25 protein-coding genes are annotated in these 26,376 nt (G+C 61.9%); 15 read left to right on the forward strand and 10 right to left on the reverse strand.

Annotation, left to right across the window (positions count from 1 at the left end; translation table 11 throughout):
* From ASD44_RS17435 to ASD44_RS17445, 3 genes are all read left to right on the forward strand, one after another.
* Entirely contained in the window at nt 1-882 is an 882-nt protein-coding gene (locus ASD44_RS17435; RefSeq protein WP_056114853.1) for a sugar ABC transporter permease, read from the forward strand.
* A gap of 32 nt (nt 883-914) precedes the next feature.
* Nucleotides 915-1,730: a carbohydrate ABC transporter permease gene (locus ASD44_RS17440; RefSeq protein WP_056116461.1), complete on the forward strand. Its 816-nt coding sequence runs from the start codon at nt 915-917 to the stop codon at nt 1,728-1,730.
* Nucleotides 1,731-1,808: 78 nt separating this feature from the next.
* Nucleotides 1,809-3,119, forward strand: a complete 1,311-nt coding sequence (locus ASD44_RS17445; protein WP_056114857.1) for an extracellular solute-binding protein — start codon at nt 1,809-1,811, stop codon at nt 3,117-3,119.
* A 327-nt stretch (nt 3,120-3,446) separates the two neighbouring features.
* Here ASD44_RS17445 and ASD44_RS17450 read toward each other — a convergent pair whose 3' ends face one another.
* The gene (locus ASD44_RS17450; RefSeq protein ID WP_056114860.1) at nt 3,447-4,355 is read right to left on the reverse strand and encodes a LysR substrate-binding domain-containing protein; all 909 of its coding nucleotides are present in this window, start codon (nt 4,353-4,355) and stop codon (nt 3,447-3,449) included.
* A gap of 110 nt (nt 4,356-4,465) precedes the next feature.
* On the opposite strand from ASD44_RS17450, the gene ASD44_RS17455 reads away from it, so the two are divergent.
* The 7 genes from ASD44_RS17455 to ASD44_RS17485 all read left to right on the forward strand — a co-directional run bounded on the left by ASD44_RS17455 (nt 4,466) and on the right by ASD44_RS17485 (nt 10,609).
* The gene (locus tag ASD44_RS17455) at nt 4,466-5,446 is read left to right on the forward strand and encodes an SMP-30/gluconolactonase/LRE family protein (RefSeq protein ID WP_200946431.1); all 981 of its coding nucleotides are present in this window, start codon (nt 4,466-4,468) and stop codon (nt 5,444-5,446) included.
* Nucleotides 5,443-6,270 (forward strand): ABC transporter ATP-binding protein, encoded by an 828-nt coding sequence (locus ASD44_RS17460; RefSeq protein ID WP_082542527.1) that lies wholly within the window; start codon nt 5,443-5,445, stop codon nt 6,268-6,270. Before ASD44_RS17455 ends, ASD44_RS17460 begins: the two co-directional genes overlap by 4 nt.
* Nucleotides 6,267-7,094, forward strand: coding sequence for an ABC transporter permease (locus ASD44_RS17465; protein WP_056114867.1), 828 nt, complete (start codon nt 6,267-6,269; stop codon nt 7,092-7,094). Before ASD44_RS17460 ends, ASD44_RS17465 begins: the two co-directional genes overlap by 4 nt.
* A 50-nt stretch (nt 7,095-7,144) precedes the next feature.
* Entirely contained in the window at nt 7,145-8,215 is a 1,071-nt protein-coding gene (locus ASD44_RS17470) for an ABC transporter substrate-binding protein (protein WP_056114870.1), read from the forward strand.
* 86 nt (nt 8,216-8,301) lie between these two features.
* Nucleotides 8,302-9,201: an NAD(P)-dependent oxidoreductase gene (locus ASD44_RS17475; RefSeq protein WP_056114873.1), complete on the forward strand. Its 900-nt coding sequence runs from the start codon at nt 8,302-8,304 to the stop codon at nt 9,199-9,201.
* A 9-nt stretch (nt 9,202-9,210) separates the two neighbouring features.
* A complete protein-coding gene (locus ASD44_RS17480; protein ID WP_056114876.1) occupies nt 9,211-9,978 on the forward strand; it encodes a glucose 1-dehydrogenase in 768 nt (255 codons plus the stop codon).
* 232 nt (nt 9,979-10,210) lie between these two features.
* Nucleotides 10,211-10,609: a hypothetical protein gene (locus ASD44_RS17485; RefSeq protein ID WP_056114879.1), complete on the forward strand. Its 399-nt coding sequence runs from the start codon at nt 10,211-10,213 to the stop codon at nt 10,607-10,609.
* A gap of 290 nt (nt 10,610-10,899) precedes the next feature.
* On the opposite strand, the gene ASD44_RS17490 is transcribed toward ASD44_RS17485, so the two are convergent.
* The 6 genes from ASD44_RS17490 to ASD44_RS17515 all read right to left on the reverse strand — a co-directional run bounded on the left by ASD44_RS17490 (nt 10,900) and on the right by ASD44_RS17515 (nt 16,765).
* Complete coding sequence (locus tag ASD44_RS17490; protein ID WP_056114881.1) at nt 10,900-11,733, reverse strand: NADPH-dependent oxidoreductase; 834 nt, start codon at nt 11,731-11,733, stop codon at nt 10,900-10,902.
* Between the two features lie 65 nt (nt 11,734-11,798).
* Nucleotides 11,799-12,710: an aldo/keto reductase gene (locus ASD44_RS17495; protein ID WP_162246435.1), complete on the reverse strand. Its 912-nt coding sequence runs from the start codon at nt 12,708-12,710 to the stop codon at nt 11,799-11,801.
* Nucleotides 12,711-12,810: 100 nt separating this feature from the next.
* Nucleotides 12,811-13,659, reverse strand: a complete 849-nt coding sequence (locus ASD44_RS17500; protein WP_056114887.1) for a fumarylacetoacetate hydrolase family protein — start codon at nt 13,657-13,659, stop codon at nt 12,811-12,813.
* Between the two features lie 81 nt (nt 13,660-13,740).
* On the reverse strand, nt 13,741-15,246 hold the full coding sequence (locus ASD44_RS17505; RefSeq protein WP_056114889.1) for a tripartite tricarboxylate transporter permease: 1,506 nt from the start codon (nt 15,244-15,246) through the stop codon (nt 13,741-13,743).
* Nucleotides 15,247-15,250: 4 nt separating this feature from the next.
* Nucleotides 15,251-15,700 (reverse strand): tripartite tricarboxylate transporter TctB family protein, encoded by a 450-nt coding sequence (locus ASD44_RS17510; RefSeq protein WP_056114892.1) that lies wholly within the window; start codon nt 15,698-15,700, stop codon nt 15,251-15,253.
* An 87-nt stretch (nt 15,701-15,787) separates the two neighbouring features.
* Entirely contained in the window at nt 15,788-16,765 is a 978-nt protein-coding gene (locus tag ASD44_RS17515) for a tripartite tricarboxylate transporter substrate-binding protein (RefSeq protein WP_056114895.1), read from the reverse strand.
* 247 nt (nt 16,766-17,012) lie between these two features.
* Between ASD44_RS17515 and ASD44_RS17520 the strand changes: the two genes are divergently transcribed.
* From ASD44_RS17520 to ASD44_RS17540, 5 genes are all read left to right on the forward strand, one after another.
* Nucleotides 17,013-18,113 carry a LacI family DNA-binding transcriptional regulator gene (locus ASD44_RS17520; RefSeq protein WP_162246436.1) on the forward strand — a complete coding sequence of 367 codons (1,101 nt, stop codon included), beginning with the start codon at nt 17,013-17,015 and terminating at the stop codon, nt 18,111-18,113.
* 75 nt (nt 18,114-18,188) lie between these two features.
* Complete coding sequence (locus tag ASD44_RS17525; RefSeq protein WP_056114901.1) at nt 18,189-20,327, forward strand: acetate--CoA ligase family protein; 2,139 nt, start codon at nt 18,189-18,191, stop codon at nt 20,325-20,327.
* A gap of 28 nt (nt 20,328-20,355) precedes the next feature.
* On the forward strand, nt 20,356-21,498 hold the full coding sequence (locus ASD44_RS17530; protein ID WP_056114903.1) for a hypothetical protein: 1,143 nt from the start codon (nt 20,356-20,358) through the stop codon (nt 21,496-21,498).
* A complete protein-coding gene (locus tag ASD44_RS17535; RefSeq protein ID WP_056114905.1) occupies nt 21,491-21,925 on the forward strand; it encodes an OB-fold domain-containing protein in 435 nt (144 codons plus the stop codon). The genes ASD44_RS17530 and ASD44_RS17535 overlap by 8 nt, the downstream gene beginning before the upstream one ends.
* Nucleotides 21,926-21,950: 25 nt before the next feature.
* Nucleotides 21,951-22,730 carry an enoyl-CoA hydratase-related protein gene (locus tag ASD44_RS17540; protein WP_056114907.1) on the forward strand — a complete coding sequence of 260 codons (780 nt, stop codon included), beginning with the start codon at nt 21,951-21,953 and terminating at the stop codon, nt 22,728-22,730.
* 103 nt (nt 22,731-22,833) lie between these two features.
* Here the strand turns inward: ASD44_RS17540 and ASD44_RS17545 are convergent, their stop codons facing one another.
* From ASD44_RS17545 to ASD44_RS17555, 3 genes are all read right to left on the reverse strand, one after another.
* A complete protein-coding gene (locus ASD44_RS17545) occupies nt 22,834-24,225 on the reverse strand; it encodes an MmgE/PrpD family protein (RefSeq protein ID WP_056114910.1) in 1,392 nt (463 codons plus the stop codon).
* Nucleotides 24,226-24,297: 72 nt separating this feature from the next.
* A complete protein-coding gene (locus ASD44_RS17550; RefSeq protein WP_056114913.1) occupies nt 24,298-25,356 on the reverse strand; it encodes an Ldh family oxidoreductase in 1,059 nt (352 codons plus the stop codon).
* 31 nt (nt 25,357-25,387) lie between these two features.
* Nucleotides 25,388-26,356, reverse strand: a complete 969-nt coding sequence (locus tag ASD44_RS17555; RefSeq protein WP_056114916.1) for a tripartite tricarboxylate transporter substrate binding protein — start codon at nt 26,354-26,356, stop codon at nt 25,388-25,390.
* Nucleotides 26,357-26,376: the final 20 nt, after the last annotated feature.

Consider the following 26,376-nt stretch of genomic DNA (forward strand, 5'->3'; position numbering starts at 1 on the left):
ATGGCCGAAAGCTATCGCCGCAGCCAATGGAGCAATGGCCTTTTCGTTCTTCCCTATCTCGCCGTCTTTGTCGTGCTGCTCGCCTTTCCACTCTTCTGGGGCGTGTGGCTGAGCCTGCACAAGGTCGATCTTTTCGGGCCAGGCCGGTTCGTCGGCCTTGCAAATTATGGCCGTGTCCTGGTCGATCCCGTTTTCCTGCAGGCGCTGCGCAATACCATTGTCTTTGTCCTGGTGAGCGTTCCGGTGCTGGTGGCGCTGGGGCTGTTTCTGGCGCTCGCACTCAACAGGACGACGCGCATGACCTCGTTCCTGCGCGGCCTGTTCTTCTCGTCTTCCGTTTTGTCGGTGACCATTGTCACGCTGATCTGGCGCTTCGTCTTCATCCCTGGCGACGGACTTCTGGCCGTCCTTTCCGAGGCTTTGAGCGTCCAGCCTGTCAACTTCCTGTCGACGAGCGGCTGGTCGCTGTTTTCCGTCGGTGTCGCCACCGTGTGGTGGTGTATCGGCTTGCCGATGATGCTGTTTCTGGCTGCCCTGCAACAGATTCCGAACGATCTCTATGAAGCCGCGGCCCTTGACAATGCCAGCCCCTGGCGGGTGCTGACGCGCGTGACGGTGCCTTCGATCGCCCGCACCATCATGCTGGTCGCGGTCATCCAGATCGTCATGCAGTTCCAACTGTTCGGTCAGGCGCAACTGATGACCAATGGCGGCCCGAACGGCACGTCGCGCCCGCTGGTCATGTATATCTACGAGGTTGGCTTCCTGCGATGGGACGTCGGCAAGGCGGCGGCGGCCTCCGAACTCTTGTTCCTCATCATTCTTGTGGCGGCGATGGCGCAGTATGTGGTTTCGGCCCGCAAGTCGGAGGCGTCCGAGTGAGCGCGGATCGGTCCACCTATCGTCCCGAAAACATGACTGCCAACCGCACGCCGCTGACGATTGCTGCCGTCCTGTCGGTCGCGATGATGGCGCCCGTCGCCTGGCTCCTCGGCCTGTCGATAAAGGACAATATGGAGTTGAAGCTCGGAACGGACTCCGTTTTCGAGCTGCCCTACACGCTCGTCAACTACCTGAACATTCTACACTCGTCTCAGGTCTTCGGCTGGTTCTTCAACAGCCTCGTGGTCGCGACCGGGCAGACCTTTGGCGTGCTCGTCCTGTCGTCGCTCGCCGGCTACGCTTTTGCCCGCCTCGAATTTCCGTTCCGCAGGACGATCTTCGTCATCGTGCTCTTCGGTCTCGCCGTGCCGGAGCAGGCGGTCATCATCGCCCGCCACCAGATGTTCAACTGGGCCGGCCTGCACAATTCCTATGTCGGCCTGATCCTGCCCGATCTGTCATCTGCCTTGGGGGTCTTCCTGATGACCCAGTTCTTCAAGGCGATCCCAAGGGAGATCGACGAGGCGGCGCTGCTCGACAATGCCTCGCCGCTGCGCATCTTCTGGAAGGTGCTCCTGCCGCTGACGCTGCCCGCCCAGGCGACGCTCGGCATCTTCACCTTCCTGCGCGCCTGGAACGACTACTGGTGGCCGCTGATCTCCGCCACGAAGAAGGAGATGTTCACGCTCACCATCGGCATTGCTTCGTCGCAGATCAACTTCGCCCAGACCGAAGGGCTCGGCTTCCTCAGCGCCCAGGCCGTCTTCGCCAGCCTGCCGGTGCTGATCGTCTACCTGATTTTTCAGCGCCATATCGTCACCGCGGTTTCAGGTGGCGCCGTGAAGTGATTGCGGCCGCGGCCGGGAGCAAACCGGCCGCGGCAAGTTCAACCGGGGGCAAGGCCCCTTCAACCGGAGAGACAGACCATGAGACGTTTTCTATTGAGCACGGCAGCCCTGATCGCTTTGAGCTGTGGCACCCCGGCGCAGGCCGAGACGAAGATCGAGCTGCAGCGCTTCTTCGGCGCCTGCGATGCTGACTACGGAACCGTCACCGACGTCTCCAAGGCGGTCGGCGAATGCGGCATCATCACCTCGCTGGTTAACAAGTTCGAGGCGGACAATCCGGATATCGACGTCAACGTCACCACGGTCGAATGGCCGGGCTACGACCAGCTTAACGCCCAGCTGGCTTCGGGCGCTGCGCCGGACGTGGTGTCGATGCACTATTCCGCCATCTCCGACTACCAGTCGCGCGGCCTGATCGATCCTGTCGACGAGGTTCTTTCCGCCGAGGGCATTTCGCCCGACAGCTTCACCGACGCCGCCCGCGACGGCGTCACCAAGGACGGCAAGATGTTCGGCTTGCCCTTCGACAACTGGACAATGCTCTTCCACGTCAATCTGAACCTGATGAAGGAAGCGGGCCTGGTCAACGCGGACGGCACGCCGATCCTGCCGAAATCGGCCGACGAACTGATCGCCCAGGGCAAGCAGTTCAAGGAAAAGACCGGCAAGCCCTATCTCGTCCAGATCTACGCCAACGAAACCGCCGCCTACACCCGCATCCTCTACACGCTGCTCCAGCAGCAGAATTCCGATTTCTTCGCCGATCCAACCAAGATCAAGCTCAACACGCCGGAAGCCAAGGCCGCCCTTGAATTCATGAAGAAGATCAAGGACGAGGGCCTGACCACGACGGGGCTCGACTATGCGGCCGCCGTAACGGCCTTCCAGAATGGCGATGGCGGCATTGCCGTCAACGGCACCTGGCTGATCGGCGACTACGTCGCCCAGTCGGAAAAGGAAGGAACCCCGCTCGCCAACGGCTACACCGTCTACCCGGTTCCGCAGCTCTATCCCGGCCGCGACAGCACCTATGCCGATGGGCACAGCTGGGTTCTGCCGCACAAGGATCGCACACCGGAGCAGACGGCGGCGATCGGCAAGCTCTTCAAGTTCCTCGCCGACAACGATTACGAATGGGCCCGCACCGGCCATTTGCCGTCCGTCAAGGCCGTCTTCGACAAGCCGGAATTCAAGGCGCTGCCGCATCGTGAAAACATCGCGGAGATCGCGCAGACCGGCCGCTCGCTGCCGGCCGCCGTCCAGCGCCAGTTCCCGATCCAGGATATTATCGGCGAGGAAGCCGGCGCAGCCATAAACGGCGACAAGTCCGTCGATGATGCCCTGACCAGCGCGGAAAGCCGCATCAACGATCTGCTCGCCAACCTCTGATCCGGCAAGCAGATGACGTCATTGGGTGTAAGCGCCGGAAGTAAGTGCTTGCGCCGAGCAGATAAGGTCACTTGGGTTCACTGGAGCCTTCGTCCCTGACATTCGCCATGGACAGGTCTGCGCGTTTGTCATACCGCACTGTGAATAAGCCCGCCCCGAAAACTTCGGGGCGGGCTTATTCAATTTTCCGGCACGTATCCCGTCCGCTTCGACGGCGAGACGTGATCGCCAGCTGTGCATTTCCAGCTGCTGCATGGTCACCTCGTAGCCGATCCTGTCCGGTGATGATGAACGCGTTACCGAACCCATCTGGCGATGGAAGCGCCGTCAGGTGCTTCCAGAAGCCGATGTCATCAGACCCGTTTGCACCGCTTTCGCGGCGGTTTCTTCCAAGACATGCAGGAACGCCCTGGCAAGGCGGGTCGGCTCCTGCGCCGGCGGCATCAGGATGCGGGCAACCACGTCGACCGCCGGCATGAATGGGCGGACCTCAAGATCAGGAAACGCCCCGTTGACCAGCGAATAACCGTCGACAACCGCGACGCCGGCGCCAGCCGCGACGATGCTGCAGGCAGTCGCGGACTGGATGATTTCAATCGCAATCTGTCGTTCGATCCCGGCCTGCCGGAACTGTTCATCGATCTCAAGGCCGATGGGCTGGGTGCGGCTATAGCTGACAAGCGGGTAAGGCTTTAGATCGTGCGGACCCACGGTCTCCAGAGCGCACAGCGGATGTCCCGCCGGCATGACGGCCTTCAAGCGTGCTGCGCAAAGATCGCGCCCCTCTGTACCTGCATGGTTGGTCGGCATCAGCACGAGGCCGAAATCCGCTTCGAGATCGGCCACCATTCGCACCACCTCGTGATTGATGCCCGTATAAAGGACCACGCGTGCCGCCGGTCGCCGCCGTCGGAAATCTTCGATCGCCGGCGGCACAAGGCTGTGCGCGAGCGTAGCTGTCGCGGCGATGCGAACGTAGCCGGAGCGCGCGTCACGGTAGTTTTCTGCCGCCCGGCTCACGGAATCCATGCCTCTGAGAGCCACAAGAACGTTCCCATAAAGCGCGCGGGCCTCCTTGGTCGGGGTCAACCTTCCACTTTGACGCCGGAACAGCGGGAATCCGAGCAGGCCTTCGATGTCGCGGACGCTCTTGCTCACGCCAGGTTGCGAAAGGCTCATAGCCCGCGCCGCCTGCGTCAGGGTGTTCGCCTCCATGACGGCCCGGAAGATCATCATTTGTCGAAACGTCAACATGAGCGCACGTTATACCTTCGAAGCCAAACGGTATTGGACGAGTATGGACTTGCCCGGCACTCTGCACAAAACAAAATATTGGGGAGGGTCGCTTGGTCACCAGAGCGGCGGTGCGGGCAGTCACATCGGGGCTGGAATTTCCTGAAGGGCCGGTAGCGCTTGACGACGGCACGCTGCTTGTGGGCGAAATGGCTGCCGGGCGCATCACCCGCATCGCCCCGGATGGCACCAAGAGCACCCTTGCCGAAACGGGCGGCGGTCCCAATGGTCTGGCTCTTGGCCCTGACGGATGCCTCTATGTTTGCAACAATGGCGGCCAGAACTGGACCCGGGAGAACGGGCAGCTCGTCGCGCTAGGTCAAGCGGACGCCTATGCGGGCGGCCGCATCGAAAAGATTGACCTCGCCACCGGTCAAGTGTCGGTCCTCTACGATCGCGGTCCGTCGGGTCCTTTGCGTGGTCCCAACGACATCGTCTTCGACAGGGATGGCGGGTTCTGGTTCACCGACATGGGTAAGCGCCGCAAGCGCGACATGGATTATGGCGGCATCTATTATGCGAGCGTCGATGGCGCGCAGATCCGCGAGATCGTCTATCCCATGATGCAGCCCAACGGCATAGCGCTCTCACCGGACGAGAGCAGGCTCTACGTTGCCGAGACGAACACGGCGCGCGTGTGGAGCTTCGATCTGGTCGGACCGGGCGAGATAGCGCCCGCACAGCGCCACGCTCGCGGCATCGAGCAGTTGCTGATTGGTTTGCCTGGATATCAGCTCCTGGATTCCATGGCGATCGACGCTCAAGGCAATGTCTGCATTGCCACAATGATCAATGGCGGCATCACGGTCGTCTCGCCGCGCGGACACCTGGTCGAGCACATCGCCATGCCGGATCCTTTCACCACCAACATCTGTTTCGGCGATCCGGACATGCGCACGGCTTTCGTCACCTTGTCGGGCACGGGCGTACTTGCCGCATTCGAATGGCCCCGACAGGGTCTGGAGCTCAACTTCCAGAATCGTTCCCTTTCAATGGCGACGCAGCCGCGCACGAAGGAGCAAGTCAGGCGATGACATTCGTTTCAGCCCACTCGACCCCTGCAGTCGACACTGCGGTTGAGCACACAACACAGGCGATGATCGCGGTACGGCAACTGCGTCGCACCTATCCCACGGCCGATGGCGGCGAAGTCACCGCCCTGGTCGATACGGACCTGCATGTCAGCGACGGTGAATTCATTGCAATCGTCGGGCCGTCGGGCTGCGGCAAGAGCACGTTGTTGCGACTTCTGGCTGGCCTCGACCTGCCTGATAGTGGCCGCATCGAACTGAACGGCCATATGGTGAGCGGGCCGTCTCGTGATGTCGGCGTCGTCTTCCAAAATGCCACGCTGCTGCCGTGGCTCACAATCGCGTCCAATGTGAGCCTGCCGCTGCGTGTTGGCGGCAAGCAGCGCGGTCCGGCGCTAGGCACGGAAGAATTGCTGGACATGGCCGGGCTGGGCGGCTTTGGGGCCAAGTATCCCAATGAACTGTCGGGCGGCATGCAGCAACGCGCCGCCATATGCCGGGCCCTCATTCGCCAACCCAAGGTTCTTTTGATGGATGAACCCTTCGGCGCGCTCGACGCGCTGACCCGAGAGCGGATGAATGCCGAACTGCAACGCATATGGCTGGCGACCGGCAAGACCATTGTGCTGATTACCCATTCGATTTCCGAAGCGGTATTCCTTGCCGATCGTGTCCTGGTCATGTCGCCGCGCCCAGGCCGGGTCATCGCCGATCTGACGGTCCCGCTCGACCGTCCTCGCGACTTCGCCGACGCTGTCGGCCATCCTGCCTTCATTGAGCTTTCGCACCAGGTCCGCAAGCTGCTGAACGAGGGAGAAGGCAAATGAGCAGGATCGCCGATGCGTCGATGAATTCGGCGCCGCAGGAGAAGCGCCGACCCAACCGCAAGCGATGGCCGGGCCGCAGCAGCCTCATCAGCATGGCAGGGCTCGCCGTCGTGCTCGGCGGCTGGGAACTGCTCGTCCACGGCACGGGTATTCCCAGCTATGTGCTGCCATCGATCGAGGATGTGGTTCGGTCGCTCGCCGACGGTCTTCTGGTGCCTGTCACGGATCGCTCCGGCTACTACCTGCCACTGTGGAGCACGCTGTCGAATTCGGCGATCGGCTATTTCATCGGCGGCTTTCTCGCCATCGTCCTTGGCTCCCTCATGGCCGAATTCCGCACGGTGGAAAAACTGTTGATGCCTTACGCCTTCGCGCTGCAGTCATTGCCGAAGGTCGCCATCGCTCCGCTGATCGTGATCTGGTGTGGATTCGGTGACAGCTCCAAGATCGCGATGGCTGCGCTGCTGACGTTCTTTCCAGTCCTGGTCAACACCTTTGCGGGGATCCAGTCGACTGAGCGTGGGCGCCTCGACCTCATGCAATCCCTGTCGGCCTCCCGCCTCGAGACCTATTGGAACGTCAAACTCCCCTCTGCCGCGCCCTACATCTTCGCCGGCCTCGAAATGGGCATCGTCTACGCCCTGCTCGGAACCATCGTGGCGGAATATCTCGGCGCGCAGCAGGGGATCGGCGTCACCATCATGCAGGCCGAGGCCGTGACCGACGTCCCAACGGTTTTCGCGGTGCTGGTGATCCTTGGCGCGGTGGGGGTGGCCATGCATCTGGGGATCAGCTGGCTCAAGGCCCGTATCATCCGTTGGTAGATGCGCTCGCCGCGGGGTTTCGATCGATAGAATTATCAAGGGAGGAAACTATGAACAACACGCGTCGCGAATTTCTCAAACTGGCAGCGGGTTCCGCTGCGATGGCCCTGGCCGCGCCGGCTTTGGCTCAAGGGACCCTGCGAAAGGTCCGTTGGGGCATCAGCGTCACCGCCATGAATGTCTCCGTGGTGAATTCCATCATCGCGGAAGGCCTTGGCTACAATGCCGAGGAAGGGTTTCAACTCGAACCGATCATGCTCGGATCAAACTCCAACGTGCAGATCGCGCTCGACAAGGGCAATGTGGAGTTTGGCGTAGGCACCGGACCTTTCCAGTTGCCGCTCTTTGCCAAGGGTGAGTTGCCGCCGATCCAGAATTTCTACGAATGGTGCTACCCGTACCGCTGGGACATCGCCGTCCTGCCGGACTCCGAAGCCAAGACCTACGCAGATCTGAAGGGCAAGACGATCGGGGTGTCGGCGCTTGGCACGACCGATTATCCGATCGCCCGCGCGGCACTGACGAATGTCGGCGTCGATCCCGACAAGGACGTTTCTTGGGTCGCGACGGGCGCTGGCGTCCCGGCGGGCGTGGCGCTGCAACGCGGCACCATTGACGCACTGGCCTATTTCGACACCGGCTTCGGGCAGGTGGAGGCGGCAGGAATACCGATCCGTATCCTTGCGCGTCCCGAGAAGACGCCGATGATCGGCGGTCTCTACGTTTCCGCCAATCGCGACTTCATCGAAAAGAACCAGGAGCTTGCCGTGGGCTTTGGTCGGTCCATCTCGCGGGCTTCACAATTTATCCTCGCCAATCCCGAGGCCGGGGCCAAGGTCTTCCTCAAGATGTATCCGGAACTGGCTCCGCGCGGCGCGAGTGAAGAGGATGCGCTCAAGACGCTGCTCTATCCGATCAAGCGCCGGATGGCGCATTTCGAGCCACCCTATCCGGATACCAAGATGGGCTTTATACATGCCGACGAACTGGTGCGTGAGGCGAAGTTCCTGGGTCTGGCGATAGACAAGGCCGATGAGATTGTTCGTACCGATCTTATTGACAGGATCAGCGATTACGACGTGGAAAAAGTAAAGCAGCACGCCGCTTCCTATAACGGATAGGGGACGATCGAACCTCGCGGAAGGCGGCCGTTTTGACGCCGCCTTCTGCCGCAGTTCAATCCGGGTCGAACAGTGGAGCAGGATCAATGACGGCACGCATCAGCACGGGTTTCATCGGTCTTGGCATGATGGGACACGGCATGGCGCGCAACCTTGTGACGAAAGGGTTTCCCCTGACTGTCATGGCGCACCGCCGCCGTGATGCGGTCGATGACCTGTTGTCCCTGGGCGCCAGCGAGGTTGCGACGCCGGCCGAAGTTGCCGCCGCCTCGGATATCGTCTTCATCTGCGTCGGCAGTTCCGCGCAGGTCGAATCGCTGGTGCGGGGCGAAGCGGGCCTGGCAATCGGCGCGCGCCCAGGCCTTACCATTGTGGACTGCAGTACGTCCGATCCGAATTCAACCTTGATGCTCGCGGCAGAACTTGCGCTTTTGAAAGTCGATTACGCCGACGCGCCACTATCCCGCACGCCAAAAGAGGCGATGGATGGCACGCTCGACTGCATGGTTGGTGCTGACGATGCGGTCTTTGCCCGCATCGAACCCGTCATTGCCGCGTGGGCGGGCAAGATCGTGCACGTCGGCAAGGTCGGTGACGGCCACAAGATGAAGCTGCTCAACAACTTCGTTTCACTCGGCTACGCGGCGATATATGCCGAGGCACTGGCACTCGGGAGGAAGTCTGGCATCGAGCCTGCGACATTCGACAGCGTCATACGCGGAGGCCGCATGGACTGTGGTTTTTACCAGACCTTCATGCGCTACGTGCTCGACCGCGACGAGAACGCGCACAAATTCTCCATTGGCAACGCGGCCAAGGACTTGCGCTATCTGGAGGCCATGGCCGATGCGGCTGGATTGGCCAATCCGATCGGCAACGCCGTCAAGAACACTTTCGCCGGCGCCGCGGCAACGGGCCGTGCGGACCACTACGTGCCGATGATTTCCGATATTGTCGCTGCTGCCAACGGAACAAAGCTGGATTGAGAATCGGATATGCGCACCAAGCCCTTTGACCTCGGCGGACGTCGGGCTCTTGTCACCGGCGGCTCCCGCGGGATCGGCCTTGCCATAGCCCGCGGCCTAGGAATAGCCGGGGCGGAGATCATCCTGAACGGTCGCAACGCCGAGGCGCTTGCATCCGCAGTTGCGGACCTCTCATCCGAGGGGATTGTCGCCGCATACAGTGTCTTCGATGTCACGGATCGCGCGGCGGTCGAGCGTGCGATCGCCGTGATCGAGGACAGGCATGGTCCCGTCGACATCCTTGTCAACAATGCCGGCATGCAGCATCGCGGCGCGCTGGAAGATTTTCCGGAGGACGCCTGGCACAAGCTGATGGCACTTAATCTCGATGCGGTCTTTTTCGTCGCGCAGGAGGTCGCCCGCGCCATGATCCCGCGGCGACGCGGCGTCATCATCAATATCGCGTCGGTCCAGAGCGAGTTGGCGCGCCCCGGCATTGCGCCCTATACCGCCTCCAAGGGCGCCGTGAAGATGCTGACCAAGGGGATGGCGACGGATTGGGGTCGCCACGGCATCCGTGTCAATGCCATCGCACCGGGTTATTTCCGCACCGAGCTTAATGCGGCACTGGTCGCCGACCCTGCTTTCAGCGCCTGGATAGAGGATCGCACGCCGCTGGCGCGTTGGGGTGACGTGGAGGAACTGGCGGGAGCGGCGGTCTTCCTCGCATCGGACGCTGCGACCTATGTGACGGGCCACATCCTGGCGGTCGATGGTGGCATCACCGCGCGCCTTTAAGGCCGATGACGTCAGCTTCCAATGGCACGCGAAAGGCCGTTGGAGTGAAACGTCGTGTCCCGGCTTCGCCGCTGTCCGACGTCGGCGCGTCCGCATAGGTCTGCCGAATCCTTGCGGCGATCACGTAAGTCGTTCATCGAATTGTTCGGCGTGGCGAAACGCGGGAAATTGATCGCCGATGCACTCGCAGCCAAGATGCTGGTCCGTGGCGGACAAGTCATGAGGTGTTCCGATGCTCCTTCGTTTGCTGCTCGCTGCTGCCTGCGTATCCGTCAGTCCTGTGATCGCTCTTGCGGGAACGGACGACGTTCCGGAACGATTGCAGGGCAAGTGGGTAGATCGCGGCGAGGCTTGCGGCGCGAGCGGCAAACCTATCGTGATTTCGGCAACATCGGTAATCTATCCCGATGGAAGGTTCAGCGATGTGTACTTCGCATCCGAGGAAAGCCTCATTCGCATTCGCGAAGAAGGGACCAACTACGAATATGTCGAGCGTGAGGATCTGCTGGTCTTGCATCCAGAAGGCTTCGGCATGGGCAGCTCTTTCCCCATGGTGCGGTGCCCGGAGCCTACGGGCAGCGCCAGCCGTCGCTGCGGCTGGTTGGCAAATCTCACACCGGGTGACTGGTAGCTGGTTGATCGCGACAGGACCTGGGTTCTGGCGAAACAGGGCGACGATAATCCGGCCACGACGGCCGTAATGGACCGTGTGCCTGGGTTTGATACCGAGCAGTTTGTTTCAACAGTGACCACCACGGCTATGGCTGCGCTTGTCTAACCAGTGTTGCCGACCGCACCGTGGGACGCATTACCTCCATCGCCACTAGCCAACGCTTGCCACTCGTCACCTGTGAAGCCGACGCGGCTTTGCCTGTATTCGGAAACTGGTAGATCGCTTCGGCATCTGCTTCCATCGGCAATTCAGATCAGAGGAAATCCCATCTGCCGCAAGGATTCCCGTAGCACGTCGCGGCCGTGCAGGCTTTTGGCGTCCTTGAGCCTGTTGGTTATCTGCGTCGTCCAATTGATCGCGTCCAATGCCTGCTCCCGCCTGAAAGCGGCAAGCCGGGTCTCGTAGCCGCCGATGGCTTCATCCTGCCCGCCGGCATCATAGCGGTCGCGGTGAAGGACCGCCTTTTGCGGCAGCCGCGGTTTGACGGCGGCCGGGCGGTTCGGGTTTGGTCGGCCAACGCACAGGCCGAATATCGCGAAGCATCTGCTGGGAAGGCCGAGCGTCGTTGCCACCTCGAGCGCCTTGTTCCTCATGCCGCCGATGCAGACGGTTCCAAGACCCAGAGATTCCGCCGCGACCAGGGCGTTCTGGGCCGCCAGCGCGGCGTCGATGACACCCAGCAGCAGGCTTTCGAGGAAATCCAGGCCCTCCATATTCATCTCCCGGCGCTCGCCGAAGGCGGCCACCCGCGACAGGTCGGCCAGAAAAACCAGGAACAGGGGCGCGGCTTCGATGTGTTTCTGGTTGCCGGCAAGCATCGCGAGCCTGGCCTTAACGGCCGGATCGGTGACCGCGATCACGCTCCATGCCTGCAGGTTTGAAGATGTCGGCGCAGATTGTGCCGCGGCGACAAGCGTCTCCAAAGTCGCTTCCGGGAGCGCATCGGGTAGAAAGTCGCGAACGGACCGGTGCTTCAACAGACATTCGATGGTCTGGTTCAGCGCAGGCAGGTCGAAGGATGGCGCTGCCCGGTAGCGGCTTTCCAGAAGGCTTGCGAAATCGACGCTGGTAGGTTCGCTCATATCCACTCCGTTGATCGTCACATAGGCCTTGTGAAGGACATCGTCTCCGCGGCGGACCTCGATTTTCAGACAGGATCGCCGGTGGCCGTCCGGACGTGACGGAAGATATCTCCAAGACGCTGCACGACAGAGGCCGGAAGCGGCTTGCCGCAGATCGATTTGATGTTCTGCTCCAGGTGGGTCAGATTTCCGGTCCCCGTCATGACAACCTCAATGCCGGGCGTGTGCCGGCAAAACCGATAGGCGGCCTCGGTAAGCGAGTGGGCGACGCCACCGCCTAGCAGGAAGCCGAACGGCGCCTTGCGGTCGAGCTGCTCCGGATCGATTTCTCCCTGTTCAATCAGCCTGTCCACAAGGATATTAAGGCTGTCGGAGTGCGCGAGCGCACCGCGAACGGCATACATGCACATGACGCCCAGCCTGTTTGATCTGGCGGCGGGCAGGATGAGCTCGGCCGCCGACGGATTGACGAAATTGTAGCCCATCATAAGCACGTCCCAGACGCTGTCATGGACGGCGCGCCGCATGACCTCGCGTTCGGTATCGACGCCAAAGCCTTCGGTTATGCCGAGGAAGCGGATTTTGCCCTCGTCCCGCAGCCGCAGCATTTCCGGCGCGAGGTGGTTCAGGCAGTATTCGTACTGGTGCGGGCGCACCCCATGGAGGTGCAGAATATCCAGGCGGTCGGTGCGCAGCGCCTTGAGGCTTGCCTCCACACTGTCCCGAACCATGGCGGGCGCGATGAAATCGCTGCTTTCGTAGGAAGACCCCGGTACCGTCGGGCGGATCTTGCTCGAAACCACGACCCCATCCCTCAGTCGCGCCAGTCCGGCGCCCACTGCGGTTTCGGTGCCATACACCGGGGCTGTGTCGACGATGGTTATCCCGCGATCAACGGCAGCGCGAACCAGATCGGCGGCCTGGGTTTCCGTGGCGCCGGTCCGCAAGCCCAGGCGGCTGTGGCCGCCCGCGCCCAAGGCGACGACGCTGACCTGAAGTCCGGTTCGCCCAAGTGTCGTTGTTTCCATGGGATTTTGGCTTGCCATCACGATGTTCGGCCTGCTGGCCCTGCCTTGTTCAGCGGGCTACCGCGACGCCGTTGATAAGGCAGCCGACCGCGCCGATATCGACCTCTACGCGGTCGCCATCCTGCAGGTAGACTGGCGGTTCACGGCGATCTCCGACGCCGCCGGGTGTGCCGGTGACGATCACGTCGCCGGGCGACAGCGGCGTAAACGCCGAGCAATAGGCGATGAGCTTTTCGATCGGGAAGATCAGGTCCGAAAGCGTGGCGTCCTGCATGGTCTTGCCGTTGAGGCGCAACCGGATGGGAAGTTGCCGGTAGTCGCCGATTTCATCCGGCGTAACCAGTGCCGGTCCAAATCCGCCAGTCGCGGGGAAATTCTTGCCCGGCGTGAACTGGCTGGTGTGGCGCTGCCAGTCGCGAACCGAACCGTCATTGTAGCAGGCGTACCCGGCCACGAAATCCAGTGCGCCTTCCTCGGATACTCCGTGAGCCGGTGCGCCTATGATGACGGCAAGTTCGGCCTCGTAGTCGAAGCGGCTCGAGAAGGAGGGCTTGAGCAGCGGTTGTCCGTGACCGACCTGCGAATCCGCAAAGCGCGTGAAGAGTGTCGGGTATTCCGAATCCGGCCGCTTCGTCTCGCGCCGGTGGTCTTCGTAATTGAGCCCGACGCACAGGATCTTGCCCGGATTGGGAATGACCGGAAGCAGGCTTAGATCGGCGAGCGGCAGGTCCGCCGGCGTGCCCGTCCATTCGCCGGCACGCGCCAGCAGGCCCGCGGCGATTGCCTGTTTCAGCGTGACAATCTCCGGCGCCAGTTTGCCCGTCAGGTCGACGACGCCGTCGCCGCGCAGCAGCCCGAAGCCGTGCCGGCCGTTGTGATCGAAACTTATGAATCTCATACCCGTCCTTTCGATGGAAAAAGAATGGCTCTTGAGCCGGGCGCATTGCGGACCGTTTGACGCCACATTCTGCCGCTGCCATCAGGCCTCCTCGACAAAGGCCTCCTTGCGGCCACGGCGGATTTGCGGCAGCAGCACGATCAGGCACATCACCGCCGCGATGGACAGCATCGCGACGGAGAGCGGGCTGCGGTAGAAAATCGCCAGATCGCCATTCGACAACAGCAGCGCGCGGCGGAAGTGCTCCTCCATCAGCGGCCCAAGGATAAAGCCCAGAAGCAGCGGCGCCGCTTCGGCGCGCATACGCCAGAACAGGCAGCCCAGCAGCGTGAATCCCGCGGCGAAATAGATCGGCAGGACCCGGTTCTCGATGCTGAAGAGGCCGACGCAACACACTGTGAGAATGATCGGATAGAGAATCCAGTAGTGCACCTGGATCAGCCTCACCCACAACGGAATGAGCGGCAGGTTCAGCACCACCAGCATCGCGTTGCCGATCCACATGGAGGCGATCAGGCCCCAGAAGATTTCCGGGTTCGAAACCATGACATAGGGACCTGGCGCGATGTTGTGGACCATCAGCGCACCGATCATCAGCGCCATCACGCCGTTGCTGGGAATGCCGAGCGTCAGCATCGGGATGAACGAGGTCTGGGCGCCGGCATTGTTCGCAGCCTCCGGTCCGGCCAGACCCGCCACGGCGCCGTGGCCGAACTCCTCCGGCCGTTTCGAAACGCGCTTTTCGACGGCGTAGGACGCGAAGGACGAGATCATCGCGCCGCCGCCGGGCAGCAGGCCGAGCACCGAGCCGATCGCCGTGCCCCTGACCACCGGGAACGCCGCCTGCATGAACTCCTTGCGGGTCATCCAGAGATTGCCGAACGAGGGCGCGGTCACATCGCGGGCCTGGTCGTTGCGGATATTGGCGACGATGTCGGTGAATGCGAACAACCCCATGGCCACGGCGACGAACTCGATGCCCTCCGTCAGGGCAAACGAGCCGAAGGTGAAGCGGTAGGTTCCGCTGTTCACGTCGGCTCCGACAAGACCGAGGATCAGGCCGGTCAGGACCATCGCCACGCCCTTGATGAACGAGCCGTGTGCAAGCAGCGTCGCGGCGGTCAGTCCGAGCACCATCATCGCGAAATATTCAACCGGACCGAACAGGAAGGCCACTTGCGCCAGCACCGGCGAGAACGCTGCGATCAGCAGTGTCGCCACCGTGCCGGCGAAGAAAGATCCCAATGCGGCTATGGCGAGAGCTGAGCCGGCGCGTCCATTGCGCGCCATCTGGTGCCCGTCGAGACAGGATACCACCGCTGAGGATTCGCCGGGCAGATTGACCAGAATGGCGGTGGTGGAGCCGCCATATTGGGCGCCGTAGTAGATGCCGGAAATCATGATCAGGCCGGAAACCGGCTCGAGCGCGTAGGTGAGCGGCAAAAGCATGGCAATCGTCGCCAAGGGGCCGAGCCCGGGCAGGATTCCGATCGCGGTTCCGACAAGAACGCCGATGAAGCAGAAGGTTAGATTGGTCAGCGAGAGAGCCGCCTCGAAACCGATGTCGAGATTGTGAAGGAATTCCATCGGATCAAACCGCGATCATCGGCACGGCAATGCCGAGGAAATGGACGAACACAACGTAGCAAAAGACAAGCAGGCCGGCGCTCAAAGCGGCTGCCCGTTTCCAGGTGAAGTGTTCCGATGCCCACAGCGCAATCACCACCTGCGCGGGAATAGCCGCGACCAGACCCACCGGCAGCACCAGGAATGCGAAGACCAGAAGCGATGCCGTGATCATGATCACGGGTCCGAGCGGGAGGCTCTTCGACTTTTCACCTCTCGCCAGCAGACCTTTGGTCAGGATCACCAGGCCGAGGATTGCCAGGATGGTCCCCAGTATCAGGGGAAACATCCCCGGGCCCATGGTGGCGATGCTGCCCAGTCGGTACTGCAAGGACAAGCCTGCAGTAAGGATCCCGAACAAAGTGAAGAGTATCCCGGCCTCGACATCGGCCCGTCCGTTTAATTTGGAAATCACCTTACCGACCTCACCTGACGTCCTCTGACCCGCTCAAATCGGCGTCGTGTGCAAAGAGCACTCGACGCCGATCGATAATTCAAAAGCTCACTCGGGCTTCAGTCCAATGCTTTCGACGATGGCCTTGCTGGTTGCCATCTCCTTTGCCAGGTAGTCTTTCGCCTCGGCCGACGTGCTGGCGATAGCCTCGATGTTCTGGCCTGCGAGCCTGTCCTTGACGTCTTGCTCGGCGAATATTTCGGTGAGGGCGCCGTTCAGCTTGTCGGTAATCGCAGCCGGGGTCCCGGCCGGTGCGATCAGCGCCAGCCAGTTCTGATACTCGAACCCCGGAACGGTCGCGGCAATCGGCGGGATTTTTTCCGTACCCATGGGCTCGGTGCCTGTATGAGCAAAGAACTTCATCTTTCCGCTTTCGACGAACGGGCGCACCGTCTCGTAGCCTGAAAACACCATGTCGACGAAGCCGCCCGCTACATTGTTCAGGCTTTCGCCCGCGCCCTTGAACGGGATCTCGCGAATCTGAATGCCTGCTTTTTCGTTGAAGAGGCCCAAGGCCAGCTGGGCGCTGGCGCCGCGGCCGGATGTGCCGGCGGTCAGTTTGCCCGGATTGGCCTTGGCGTAGTCAACCAGTTCCTTTACATCCTTGAAGGGCAGGTCGCTACGAACGCCCAGCACGAAAGGGTAGGAGGTCAGAATCGAAACCGGCGTCAGCGACTCGGTCTTGTAAGGCAGGTTGGCATAAAGAAACGGGTTGTTGGCGAAGGCTCCCGTGACGACGAGGAATGTATAACCATCGGGTGCGGAGTCAGCCAGCAAGGCCGTGCCGATGACGGAATTGCTGCCGGGATGGTTCTCCTTGATGATCGGCTGGCCGAGTTTCTGGCCCAGCTTGTCGGAGAAGGCAGCGGCCACGGCGTCCGTGCCGCCGCCGGGGGCGTAGGGAATGATGAATTTGATCGGCTTGTTCGGATAGTCGGCGCTCTGCGCGCTCGCTGCTCCGATCGAAACTGCCGAAGACACGACCATGGTCGCGGCCAGGGCCAAGGTGCGGATAATCTGTCCCATTCACTCCTCCAAGTATTATGGACTTTTCAGTATTTTGCCGGGGCTGAGCAGCAAGCGACGCATACCGGCGCAGCAGGGCCCGCGGCGGTCTCCCTTGTTGCCCACGGGCCATCGCAGCAGGCTTCTTCAAATACGTTAGCGAAGAAAGACAACGTTGTCTATCCTGTTTTAACAGGCTATGTTCGGCCATACTGCAGCGGGCTTCGGCCGCATCGGACACCCCGGCGCCAACAGCATGGATAGTCACTTGAGCAGAGCGACAGACGACAAGGACACAAAGAACGCGACCCTGATCGAGGTGGCGAAAGCGGCGGGCGTCTCCGTCAGTACGGCTGCGCGTGTCATGCGCAATTCCGGCTATCCGGTCGATCAGAAACTGAAGGATAGGGTCAGTGCGGCGGCAAAGCTCGTCGGCTATGTTCCCAATCTCGTGGCCAGGCGGTTGCGCGGTGGCAGACAGGGTGTGGTCGGGCTTGTCATCGGCGATATGCTCGACTCGCACTACGGCATCATCGCCGAAAGCGTCACCGAACGAGCAGAGACCGCTCACTCGACGTTTGCCATCGTCTGCAACATGCAGCGCGATCCGCTGCTCGAGATCAAGTATCTGCGCAAGCTTCTGGAATATCGGGTGGACGGCGTCATCCTCGCCGGCGGCGGGTTCGACCAATGGACGCATCAAAAGGCCCTTGCGGATACCGTCGAGGAACTGAACCGGGCCGGCACCATTGTCGCCTCGCTGATGCCTAGAAACATAGAAGTTCCTGTTTTTTCAGCAGATAATGAAGCTATCGGCATAACCAAGGCAAAATTCATCGTCCAGAATGGGCACACCAAGATCGGCATTTTGCTTGGCCCGGCCCGCAACGACATGACCAAGCAGCGGATGCAGGCGATGACCAGTTATCTGTCGGGGCATATGGTCGATTATGCGATCGCCAACATCGATTCGACTCCCGAGGCCGGAGCGCTCGGGGCTGCCGAAATGCTGGCCCGCAATCCCGACTTCAGTGCGCTGATCTGCGGGTCCGACGCGATCGCCTTCGGAGCGATAAATTACCTTCGAGGCGAGGGGATCGACATTCCCGGGCGGATTTCGGTGATGGGGCTTGGCAATACGCGGCTGGCGACCCTATGCACGCCTCGACTGACGACGGTCGAGATGAACTTTGACCGGGCAGGCAGCGCGGCGCTGGATTTCATCATATCGCACGATGCCTCAGCCGCCGGCGATCCGGGTGCGGTCATTCCGCATTCATTGGTCATCGGCGAATCCTTCGCCGGGCTCAACGGTTCGGGAGGACTTATTGCCGGGACCGCACAGCCGCTGGGCGCGGCGCCTCGCTGATGGCTTGTTCTTGACAGCGGCAAATTCGCAGATTAATGCCAAGACAACGTTGTCTTTACAGGTCTCGCATCGAAAATGCTTTTGAAGTCCGCTCCCTGCTCGGCTCCCGCGCTGTCTTCTCCCAAGGTTATCGCGGTCGCCGGAGCTTCCGACATCGAGGGCGGCAATTATTACGGCGCCAGGGTGCTGGCAAATCTGGTCGAGGGCGGCGCTAAAGCGACGATCTATCCGGTCAATCCCAGGCTGGCAGGCACTAAACTGCTCGACCTGCCGGTTTATGCGTCCCTTTCGGATCTGCCTTCGCCTCCGGACACGGTTTTCGTGGTGACGCCTATCAAATTCGTCCTTCCGACACTGGAGGAAGCTGCGAAACTGGGGGTGGCGACGAGCGTCGTGGTGACGGCCGAGGGCGGCAATGAAACCGAACGACGCCTATTCCGCCAGCGGATATCCGAGATCGCCCGAACGTCCGGGATGAGGATCATCGGGCCGAACTCGATGGGGCTGATGAACGGCACGCTCAGCCTGAATGGGAGCTTTGCGTCAGGGACGGTCGGCGGGCGTATCCCGCCAGGCAGTATCGCATGCCTCTCCCAGAGCGGCGCGACGCTGTCGGCCATGCTGCAGTGGTTCGGCAATTCCAAGGTCGGCTTCTCTTGGCTTGTCAGCACCGGCGACGAAAGCGCGACCGGTGTCGAGGAGCTGATGCAGGCGATGGCCGACGATCCGGAGGTCCGGTCGATCATGCTGTTCCTGGAGGGGATCGGCGATGGTGTTGCCTTCCGGCGAGCGGCACTGGCGGCCAGAATGGCCGGCAAACCGGTGACCATGCTGCAGGTGGGCAAGTCCGAAAAGGGCAGGGAGGCCGTCCAGTCTCATACCGGCCGCGTGGCCGGAACACGTGAGGTCTACGCCGCGGTGGCGCGGGAGACGGGCATCATCGAAACCGAGAATTTCGTCGAGTTTTTCAGCATTGCCCGAACGATGGCGCAGCGCCCGCAGCGGCCCGGTAATCTGCTCCGCAAGCGGCGGGCGGCGGTCATCTCGGTTTCCGGCGGCGCGGCTTCGCTCAGCGCAGATCAGGTCTACGCGCTTGATTGGGAAATGCCGGAGTTTTCGTCGTCGATGGTCGCAGCGATCGCGGACGCCACCGGGCAATCCGGGGTTCACAATCCTGCCGATATCGGTGGCGCCTGGCGCAACCCCGAAAAGATGACCCGCGCGATCACCGCGATCGCAAAGGACGAAAGCATCGACACCATCTTTCTTTCGATGGGAGCCGGCGGCGTCTTCGCAGAGGGCGTGGCGGAGGCGATCGTCACGGCAGCCAAGGCCATCACGCAGGATTTGTTCGTCGCCTGGGTCGGCATGCCGGATGCGGTCAAGCAAATCTTCGACAGCGCCGATGTCCCGGCTTTTGCAGACTTTCCGCTGGCGGTGCGCGCAGCGGAGGCGTGTGCGAAATTCAGCGAAAGCCAGGCAGGCCGCAAGGATGCGGCGGCGCTGCTCGAGATACTGTCCGGCGCCCCGACAGACACGCCGCCGGCAACGGCTGCCGCTTCGGGGATATGGACCGTTGTCGAGGCGCTGGGTGACCTGCGCGAGGCTGGCTTGCCATGCGCTGCTTTCAATGTCGTCGAGGCGCTCGATCCAGGCGAGGCCGCAAAACGCGCCGGGCGGATCGGCTTTCCGGTGGCGCTAAAGCTCAGCTCGCCCGATCTGAATCACAAATCCGACGATGGCGGGGTTGCCATACGCCTGGCCGACGGGCCGGCAGTGGAAGCCGCGGTAGAGGCCTTCAGGAAAATCGCCGAGCGCAAGAAGCTGACCGGTAGCTCCGTGCTCATCCAGAAAATGGAACAGGGGCTCGAACTTCTGGTGGGCATCAAGCGCGATCCGTCCTTTGGCCTGGTTCTGGTTGTCGGCCTCGGCGGCACATTCGCGGAAATTCACGGCGAAGTCGCCGCGACCGTGCTGCCGACGACCCCTTTCATGCTGCGCGATCTCCTGTCGAGGAATAAAAAATTGAACACGCTTCTCGACGGTTACCGCGGCCAGCCCGCAGCGGACCGCGAGGCGCTGGTTTCGTTCCTGGCCAGTTTCGCCCGTTGGGCGCTGGATAAAGGCGAGGCGCTGCAGGAGGTCGATCTCAATCCGGTCATGATATCGGGCGGGCATATATCGATCGTCGATGCGCGTGCCGTCTGGCACTGATCAAGCAAGAAAACGAGGAGGACGGCCGGTGCTCGGCAGAACAGAACAGGCCTGTATTACAGGCGTCGGCAATACCGAATATCGCAAGAAGATCGACCGCCCGGCAGAGATTCTGGCGATCGAAGCCGTGCTGGCGGCGGCTGCCGACGCGGGCATCGATCCGAAGCAGATCGACGGGATAATCCCCTATCCGGGCCATATCGGTGACGACGTCATCCAGGCGGAGCTGGGTCTGAACCCGCGTTTTCGCGTCATGATCGACATGGGTGGCTGCAGCGCTGTGTCGGCGCTTCGGGTCGCCGCGATGGCGGTGCTGAGCGGCGCGGCCAATCATGTGCTGCTGTTCCGCGGTCTCAAGGGAAGCTCCGGAGCACGCAAGGCCGACCGCCCGTCCTTCCTGCCCGGACAGCCTTTCCGCCGCCACCTTGAATATGTGTACGGCATGAATACGCCGGCACAGCGCTATGCGGTGCTGTGCCAGCGATACAAGCATGAATACGGGCTGGAACGCCGCACGCTCGGCGAGATCGCGCTTGCCGCCCGCACCCATGCCAACCTGAACCCCAATGCGCAGATGCATGGGCGCGATCTGACCATGGACGACTATCTCGGCGGGCGGCTGATCGCCGATCCCTACACGCTTTTCGACTGTTGCCTTGAAACCGACGGAGCCAGCGCGGTCATCGTCTCCGCCCGCAACGAGGCACGCGACATCCGCATCCTTTCGGTTGCCGAAGCGCAAGGCGCTTCTCCCGACGATACATCCAATCGCGATCCGTTTCTGGACATCGGGCTGACGCAGGCAGCCAACCAGGTCTGGAACGACCTTGGCATGGGGCCGCAGGATATGGACGCGGCGATGGTCTACGATTGCTTCACCTTCGAGGTGCTGCATCAGCTTGAGGAAGCGGGCTTTGCAAAACATGGCGAAGGCGCCGCCCTGGTCGCCGACGGTGGCATCCGGCTGGGCGGAAAGCTGCCGGTCAACACGCATGGCGGGATGCTGTCGGAGGCGCACCAGGCGGGTCTCAACCACGTCGTCGAGGCCGTGCGCCAATTGCGCGGCGAATGCGGCGTCCGCCAGGTCGAAAACGCCCGCCTTGTCGCCGTGACCGGCTGGGGACAACTGGGCGACGGCAGCTTCGCCGTGCTGGGAGGACAGAATGTTTGAACTTGATCAGGTCCCGGTCCCGGACCTTGGCAATCCGAATTTCGCGCCTTTCTGGGAGGGAACCCGCGCCGGGGAGTTGAGGATCCAGAAATGCAGCCGTTGCGATGCTCATCGCTGGCCGCCACGCATCACCTGCCGGAACTGCGGGTCGACCGATGTCGAATGGACGCGCGTCGAGCCGCGCGGAACGCTCTATACTTTCACGATCGTCGGCCGCCCCACGGCAAAAGGATACCCGTCCGTGCCCTACACGGTGGGGTTCGTGACGCTCGACCAGGCGCCCCGGGTGCGCATCGTTGGCAATGTGGTCGAGATCGATCCATCGGCCGTGACAATCGGCATGGCGCTCAAGGGCCGCTTCGTGCCAGCCGGGCCAGACGGTGAGATGACGCTCATTCACTGGTCGCCGGCAGAGGCCGGAGCCTGAGGGCTGGCCAAAAGGGAGGTAAGAGATGGACGGACTGCTCTACAGCAAGGTCGAGGACAGAGGCCGTATCCGGATCGTGACGATCAACCGGCCGGAAGTGGCGAACGCGCTCAACCGGGAAGCCAGCCACGAACTTGAAGCGGTGTGGAACGATTTCGCCGCCAATGACGATCTGTGGGTCGGCATCGTGACGGGCGCTGGCGATCGCGCCTTCTCCGCCGGCAACGATCTGAAGGCTCAAGCCGCCGGCAAGCGTGGGCCGCGGCCGCATACCGGCTTCGGCGGTCTTGCCATGCGCTTCGATCTGGCCAAACCGGTCATCGCCGCCGTCAACGGTCTTGCGCTCGGCGGCGGTTTCGAGCTGGCGCTGGCCTGCGACCTGATCATCGCGTCGGAGAACGCCTATTTCGGACTGCCGGAGGGCAAGGTCGGAATGATCGCTTCCGGTGGCGGCGTGCAAAGACTGCCGCGCATTATCCCGGAGAAGGAAGCACTGGGCATCATCCTGACGGGACGCCGTGTCACGGCGGAGGAGGGGCGCAAGCTCGGGTTCGTCAACGAAGTCGCCCCGGTTTCGAAGGCGCTGGACGTGGCGCTGACCTGGGCGGAGCAAATTCTCGAACAGGCCCCCGTCGCCGTGCGGGCTGCCAAGGAGGCCGTCCATGCATCGCTGGACAAGCCAACGCTCGAGGAGGCCATCAGGACGGTCTACCCCATTCACTCGACCTTGAGCGACACGGAAGACTTCATCGAAGGGCCGAAAGCTTTCGCTGAAAAGCGAAAGCCGGTCTGGAAGAATCGCTAGACTGACGGCAGCGTCTGAACGCTCTGCGAGACGCAAACGAAGGTGAAGTTGCTGCCACGCGACTCCTGGGCGAGTGTTCCTTCTTCTGGAGGACTACATTGGTTCAGGAGGCAATCGATCGCAGCGGTGCGAGAAGAGAACCCACGTCGGAAACGGTGTCTATGGTCAAGATCTTGTCTATGAGATCGTCGGCCGCGGACGCAGTGATGACGCCTGCGACGTTGGCCTGGAACTTGTCGACGAGGACTTCCTTCGATGCCGGGTTTCTTGCCGTACCGGGCATGTCCACGACGGTGTGCTGCAACGTGCTCCCGTCATTGAATACGATGGTGAGGACGCCGCGCGAGCGTGAAGTGTCCGCGGCCGCGATCGGATCGGCGATGTGGACGACCTTGTCGGCCAGAGCGTTGATACGCGGGTCCTTCAGGCTCTCCGGCGAAAAGGCGTTCTTGTCGAAACGGCCCAGCACCAGGGCTTCCGCAACCGTATGCTGAAGGCTTATCCGTCCGTGCCACGAGGTTGCCGGCCGGCGCTTTTCGCTGACAGGCTCGCAAACCGTGTGGAACGAGCGCGGCATGATTTCGCAACGGATCTGGGCAATCGCGTCCAGATCGAGGGGATGGGAGGCGCGCAATGTCAGCGCTGCCAGGATGAATGGCATCAGCGTATAGGCGACCGGATAAAGCTTGGTGGCGATGTTCAGCACCTCCCATCGTGATCCCAGTCCGTCAGTCACCTGACCGAAACGAAATTCAGGCTGGGACTGCACATAGCTCCTGAACCAACCGAATCGGCCTTCGAAAACCGCGCTCGGTCCGGAAATGCCTTGCCTGGCCAGGGCTGCCGAACGGATAGCGGCGGCGGCCGCGAACCCGACGTGAAGCGTCTTGGTCGAGCTGCCGTCTTCGAAGGAAGCTATCGAGCCGGCTGACAGGCTGGCTGCGGTCCCTACCGCATGGATGGTCTGCTGAACGGAAAGACCGTTCAGCCGCGAAACCGCATAGGTGGCCCCGAAGACGCCATAGAGGCTCGTCGGATGGAGGCCCAGCTCATGCATCCTGACTGGAGACACCAGCCCAAGGCGGCACAGGATTTCCGATCCGACGATCATGGCCTCGAGCAGTTGCCGCCCGGACAGGCCATTGGCTTGGGCAATGGCCAGCGCCGGCGATGCTATCACGCCGGCAACATGAATGTTGCTCGCCACATGCGTATCGTCGAATTCGAGGACGGCCGAGGCGACGCCGTTGATGAATGCAGCGCCTGCCAGAGAGGTTTCGCGATTTCCCATGAGAGAAAAGGCGCCGTGGCCTCCGCCGTCTGCCTCGTCCTGCGCGCGGATCGCTGCCGAGACGCTTGGATGATCCCACGATGCGATGACAACGCCCAGTATGTCGAGGAGCCGGAGCTTGAGCGCATCGACGACGTCCTGAGGCGCGTGCTCCAGAGAAAAATCATGCGCCCACGCGGCGAGTTCGGCATTGAGTGATTTCATGTCCGCAGAATAACCCCTGATGGAAAGATGCGTCCCGCGAGAACACGCATGAATGCACCGCGTTGCGTGCCTTCACGGCGAGCTCAAGTTTCTCAGAAACTCCGGAACGTCCACGTTCAAGCGGCGCGCGCGCGCGACAAGCGCGTCGGCGACGGGGCCCGCAATTTCGATCGTGCCGTCGTTGTGAGCGAGCGCCTCGGCACTGCGCTCTCCTGGTGTGAACAGCCTGTCGACGCCCTCGGCGCGGCTGGAGGTTCTTACCCTCTCGATTGCCCGCGCCGTTTCATCGAGAAAGCCGTTGAGATCCCGGAAGCGCGAGACGTCGAGAACGATGAAGATATAGGACGAGGACGGTGGAGGGGATGCTCCCGCGGCGTCTGGACTGGAGATCCAGCTGTCTCCGCCCGAGAAAAGCCTTGCCATGAGATCGATGACGAACGACAGGGCAAAGCCCTTGGCTCCGGCCATCGGCAGCAGGAACCCAGCCATCGCGGCTTCCGGATCCGTCGTCGGGTTTCCCGACGAATCGAGCGCCCAGTCACCGGGTATGGGTTTTCCGATGGCCTTGGCATGACGAATGCGGCCGTACGTTCCGGCGCTCGTCGCCATGTCCAGGACAATCGGTCCCTCGGCTGCGGGAATGCCGACAGCCAAAGGATTGGTGCCGACCAGCCGCTCGATGCCGCCGGGAGCGGGCATGACCGGCCTTGTGTTGCCCATGGCGACCGCCGCGCAACCGGCTTGCGCGGCGATGCGCACATAGCGCCCCATAACACCAGTATGCTGGCCGCGTCGCACGGCAACCGCCGCGACGCCATTTTCGCGCGCGGCTTCTATGGCGATGCCGATCGCTTCCTCCGCAGCAAGATGCCCTTCCATATCGCCCGCGTCGAGCACGATGGCGCCGCCCGAACGACTGACGACGATCGGGACCTCGGCCGTCGACATGGCGCCCGATGCAAGGCGAGCAAGATAATTCTCGGCTTGCAGGACGCCATGCGACGGGCGTCCGGAAAGGTCAGCCTCGATCAAGGCGGCTGCGACCCGCCCGGCGGCATCTTTCGACAATCCGCACGCATGAAAAAGATCCTGCAGAAACCGGTCGAGATCCTTCGACGGAACGTTTTTCATCACGGTTACCAAAGCCTCCCGGTCAACCGAGTCATTGTGCCTTGATGCCTGCTTCCGAGATCACTTTGCCGAATTTTTCGTAATCATCACCGATGACGGCGCCGAATTTGTCGGGCGTGCTGGGGTCTATCTTGGTTCCGACCTTGGCGAAAAATTCCTTCGCCTTGTCTGTCGCAAGATAAGCGAGGATGGCTTCATTGAGCGCCTTGACGATCTCCGGGGGCGTTCCCTTCGGCGCGACGAATCCGTTCCAGGCCGTCAACTCGTAGCCGGGGACCTGTTCGGCGACGGCGGGAACTTGAGGCAGAACCTCGGAGCGCTGTGCGCTGGTTACGGCGAGCGGGATCAGTTCGCCGGCATTGATATGGGGCACGGCGGTCGTCAGCGTATCGAAGGCGAATGGCACCTGATCGGAGATCAGGGCGGCGAGCAGATTGCCGCTTCCGGTGAACGGGATGTGGACGGATTCTCCCTTGATGGCCTGCAGAAGCATTTCCATGGATAGATGCTGGCTGTAGCCGATACCGCCGCTGCCATAGTCGAACTTTCCGGGGTTGGCTTTTACCTTCTCGATCCACTCGGCAAGCGTCTTGACCCCGAATGACGGGTTCACGAGCAGGACGTTCGGCGCCGACGATACCTTGGCGATGGGAGCGAAGTCGGTGACGGGGTTGTAATTGACCTTGGGGTTCAGCGAGGGAAGGATCGAGAAGGAAGAGAAGACGAAACCGATCGTATAGCCGTCAGGCGCGGCGGCCTTGACAGTCGTCGCGGCCAGCGCACCACCTGCGCCTGGCATGTTGTCGACGACGAAGGTCTGGCCGAATGTCTTCCCCAACTGGTCGGCAATGAGCCGCGAGACCGTATCGGCGGTGCCGCCCGGGGATGAGCCGACGACGATGTGGACGATGTCCTTGGGATATTTCGCATCCTGCGCGCTGGCGCTGGAAAGGAGAGCGAGGCTCAGGCAAATGGACGTTACAAGCGATGCGACTTTCATGAATTTCCTCCCGTCGTTTT

This window comes from Mesorhizobium sp. Root554, assembly GCF_001427025.1.
Taxonomy (GTDB): domain Bacteria; phylum Pseudomonadota; class Alphaproteobacteria; order Rhizobiales; family Rhizobiaceae; genus Mesorhizobium.

Bases quoted from the DNA above. Each gene is read 5' to 3' on its own strand.
- ASD44_RS17500 (WP_056114887.1), bottom strand. From the start codon at position 13,659: ATGAGATTCATAAGTTTCGATCACAACGGCCGGCACGGCTTCGGGCTG.
- ASD44_RS17535 (WP_056114905.1), top strand. From the start codon at position 21,491: ATGTTTGAACTTGATCAGGTCCCGGTCCCGGACCTTGGCAATCCGAAT.
- ASD44_RS17525 (WP_056114901.1), top strand. From the start codon at position 18,189: ATGCTTTTGAAGTCCGCTCCCTGCTCGGCTCCCGCGCTGTCTTCTCCC.
- ASD44_RS17545 (WP_056114910.1), bottom strand. From the start codon at position 24,225: ATGAAATCACTCAATGCCGAACTCGCCGCGTGGGCGCATGATTTTTCT.
- ASD44_RS17540 (WP_056114907.1), top strand. From the start codon at position 21,951: ATGGACGGACTGCTCTACAGCAAGGTCGAGGACAGAGGCCGTATCCGG.
- ASD44_RS17515 (WP_056114895.1), bottom strand. From the start codon at position 16,765: ATGGGACAGATTATCCGCACCTTGGCCCTGGCCGCGACCATGGTCGTG.
- ASD44_RS17480 (WP_056114876.1), top strand. From the start codon at position 9,211: ATGCGCACCAAGCCCTTTGACCTCGGCGGACGTCGGGCTCTTGTCACC.
- ASD44_RS17465 (WP_056114867.1), top strand. From the start codon at position 6,267: ATGAGCAGGATCGCCGATGCGTCGATGAATTCGGCGCCGCAGGAGAAG.
- ASD44_RS17460 (WP_082542527.1), top strand. From the start codon at position 5,443: ATGACATTCGTTTCAGCCCACTCGACCCCTGCAGTCGACACTGCGGTT.
- ASD44_RS17555 (WP_056114916.1), bottom strand. From the start codon at position 26,356: ATGAAAGTCGCATCGCTTGTAACGTCCATTTGCCTGAGCCTCGCTCTC.
- ASD44_RS17485 (WP_056114879.1), top strand. From the start codon at position 10,211: ATGCTCCTTCGTTTGCTGCTCGCTGCTGCCTGCGTATCCGTCAGTCCT.
- ASD44_RS17470 (WP_056114870.1), top strand. From the start codon at position 7,145: ATGAACAACACGCGTCGCGAATTTCTCAAACTGGCAGCGGGTTCCGCT.
- ASD44_RS17475 (WP_056114873.1), top strand. From the start codon at position 8,302: ATGACGGCACGCATCAGCACGGGTTTCATCGGTCTTGGCATGATGGGA.
- ASD44_RS17435 (WP_056114853.1), top strand. From the start codon at position 1: ATGGCCGAAAGCTATCGCCGCAGCCAATGGAGCAATGGCCTTTTCGTT.
- ASD44_RS17440 (WP_056116461.1), top strand. From the start codon at position 915: ATGACTGCCAACCGCACGCCGCTGACGATTGCTGCCGTCCTGTCGGTC.
- ASD44_RS17505 (WP_056114889.1), bottom strand. From the start codon at position 15,246: ATGGAATTCCTTCACAATCTCGACATCGGTTTCGAGGCGGCTCTCTCG.
- ASD44_RS17450 (WP_056114860.1), bottom strand. From the start codon at position 4,355: ATGATGATCTTCCGGGCCGTCATGGAGGCGAACACCCTGACGCAGGCG.
- ASD44_RS17445 (WP_056114857.1), top strand. From the start codon at position 1,809: ATGAGACGTTTTCTATTGAGCACGGCAGCCCTGATCGCTTTGAGCTGT.
- ASD44_RS17490 (WP_056114881.1), bottom strand. From the start codon at position 11,733: ATGAGCGAACCTACCAGCGTCGATTTCGCAAGCCTTCTGGAAAGCCGC.
- ASD44_RS17550 (WP_056114913.1), bottom strand. From the start codon at position 25,356: ATGAAAAACGTTCCGTCGAAGGATCTCGACCGGTTTCTGCAGGATCTT.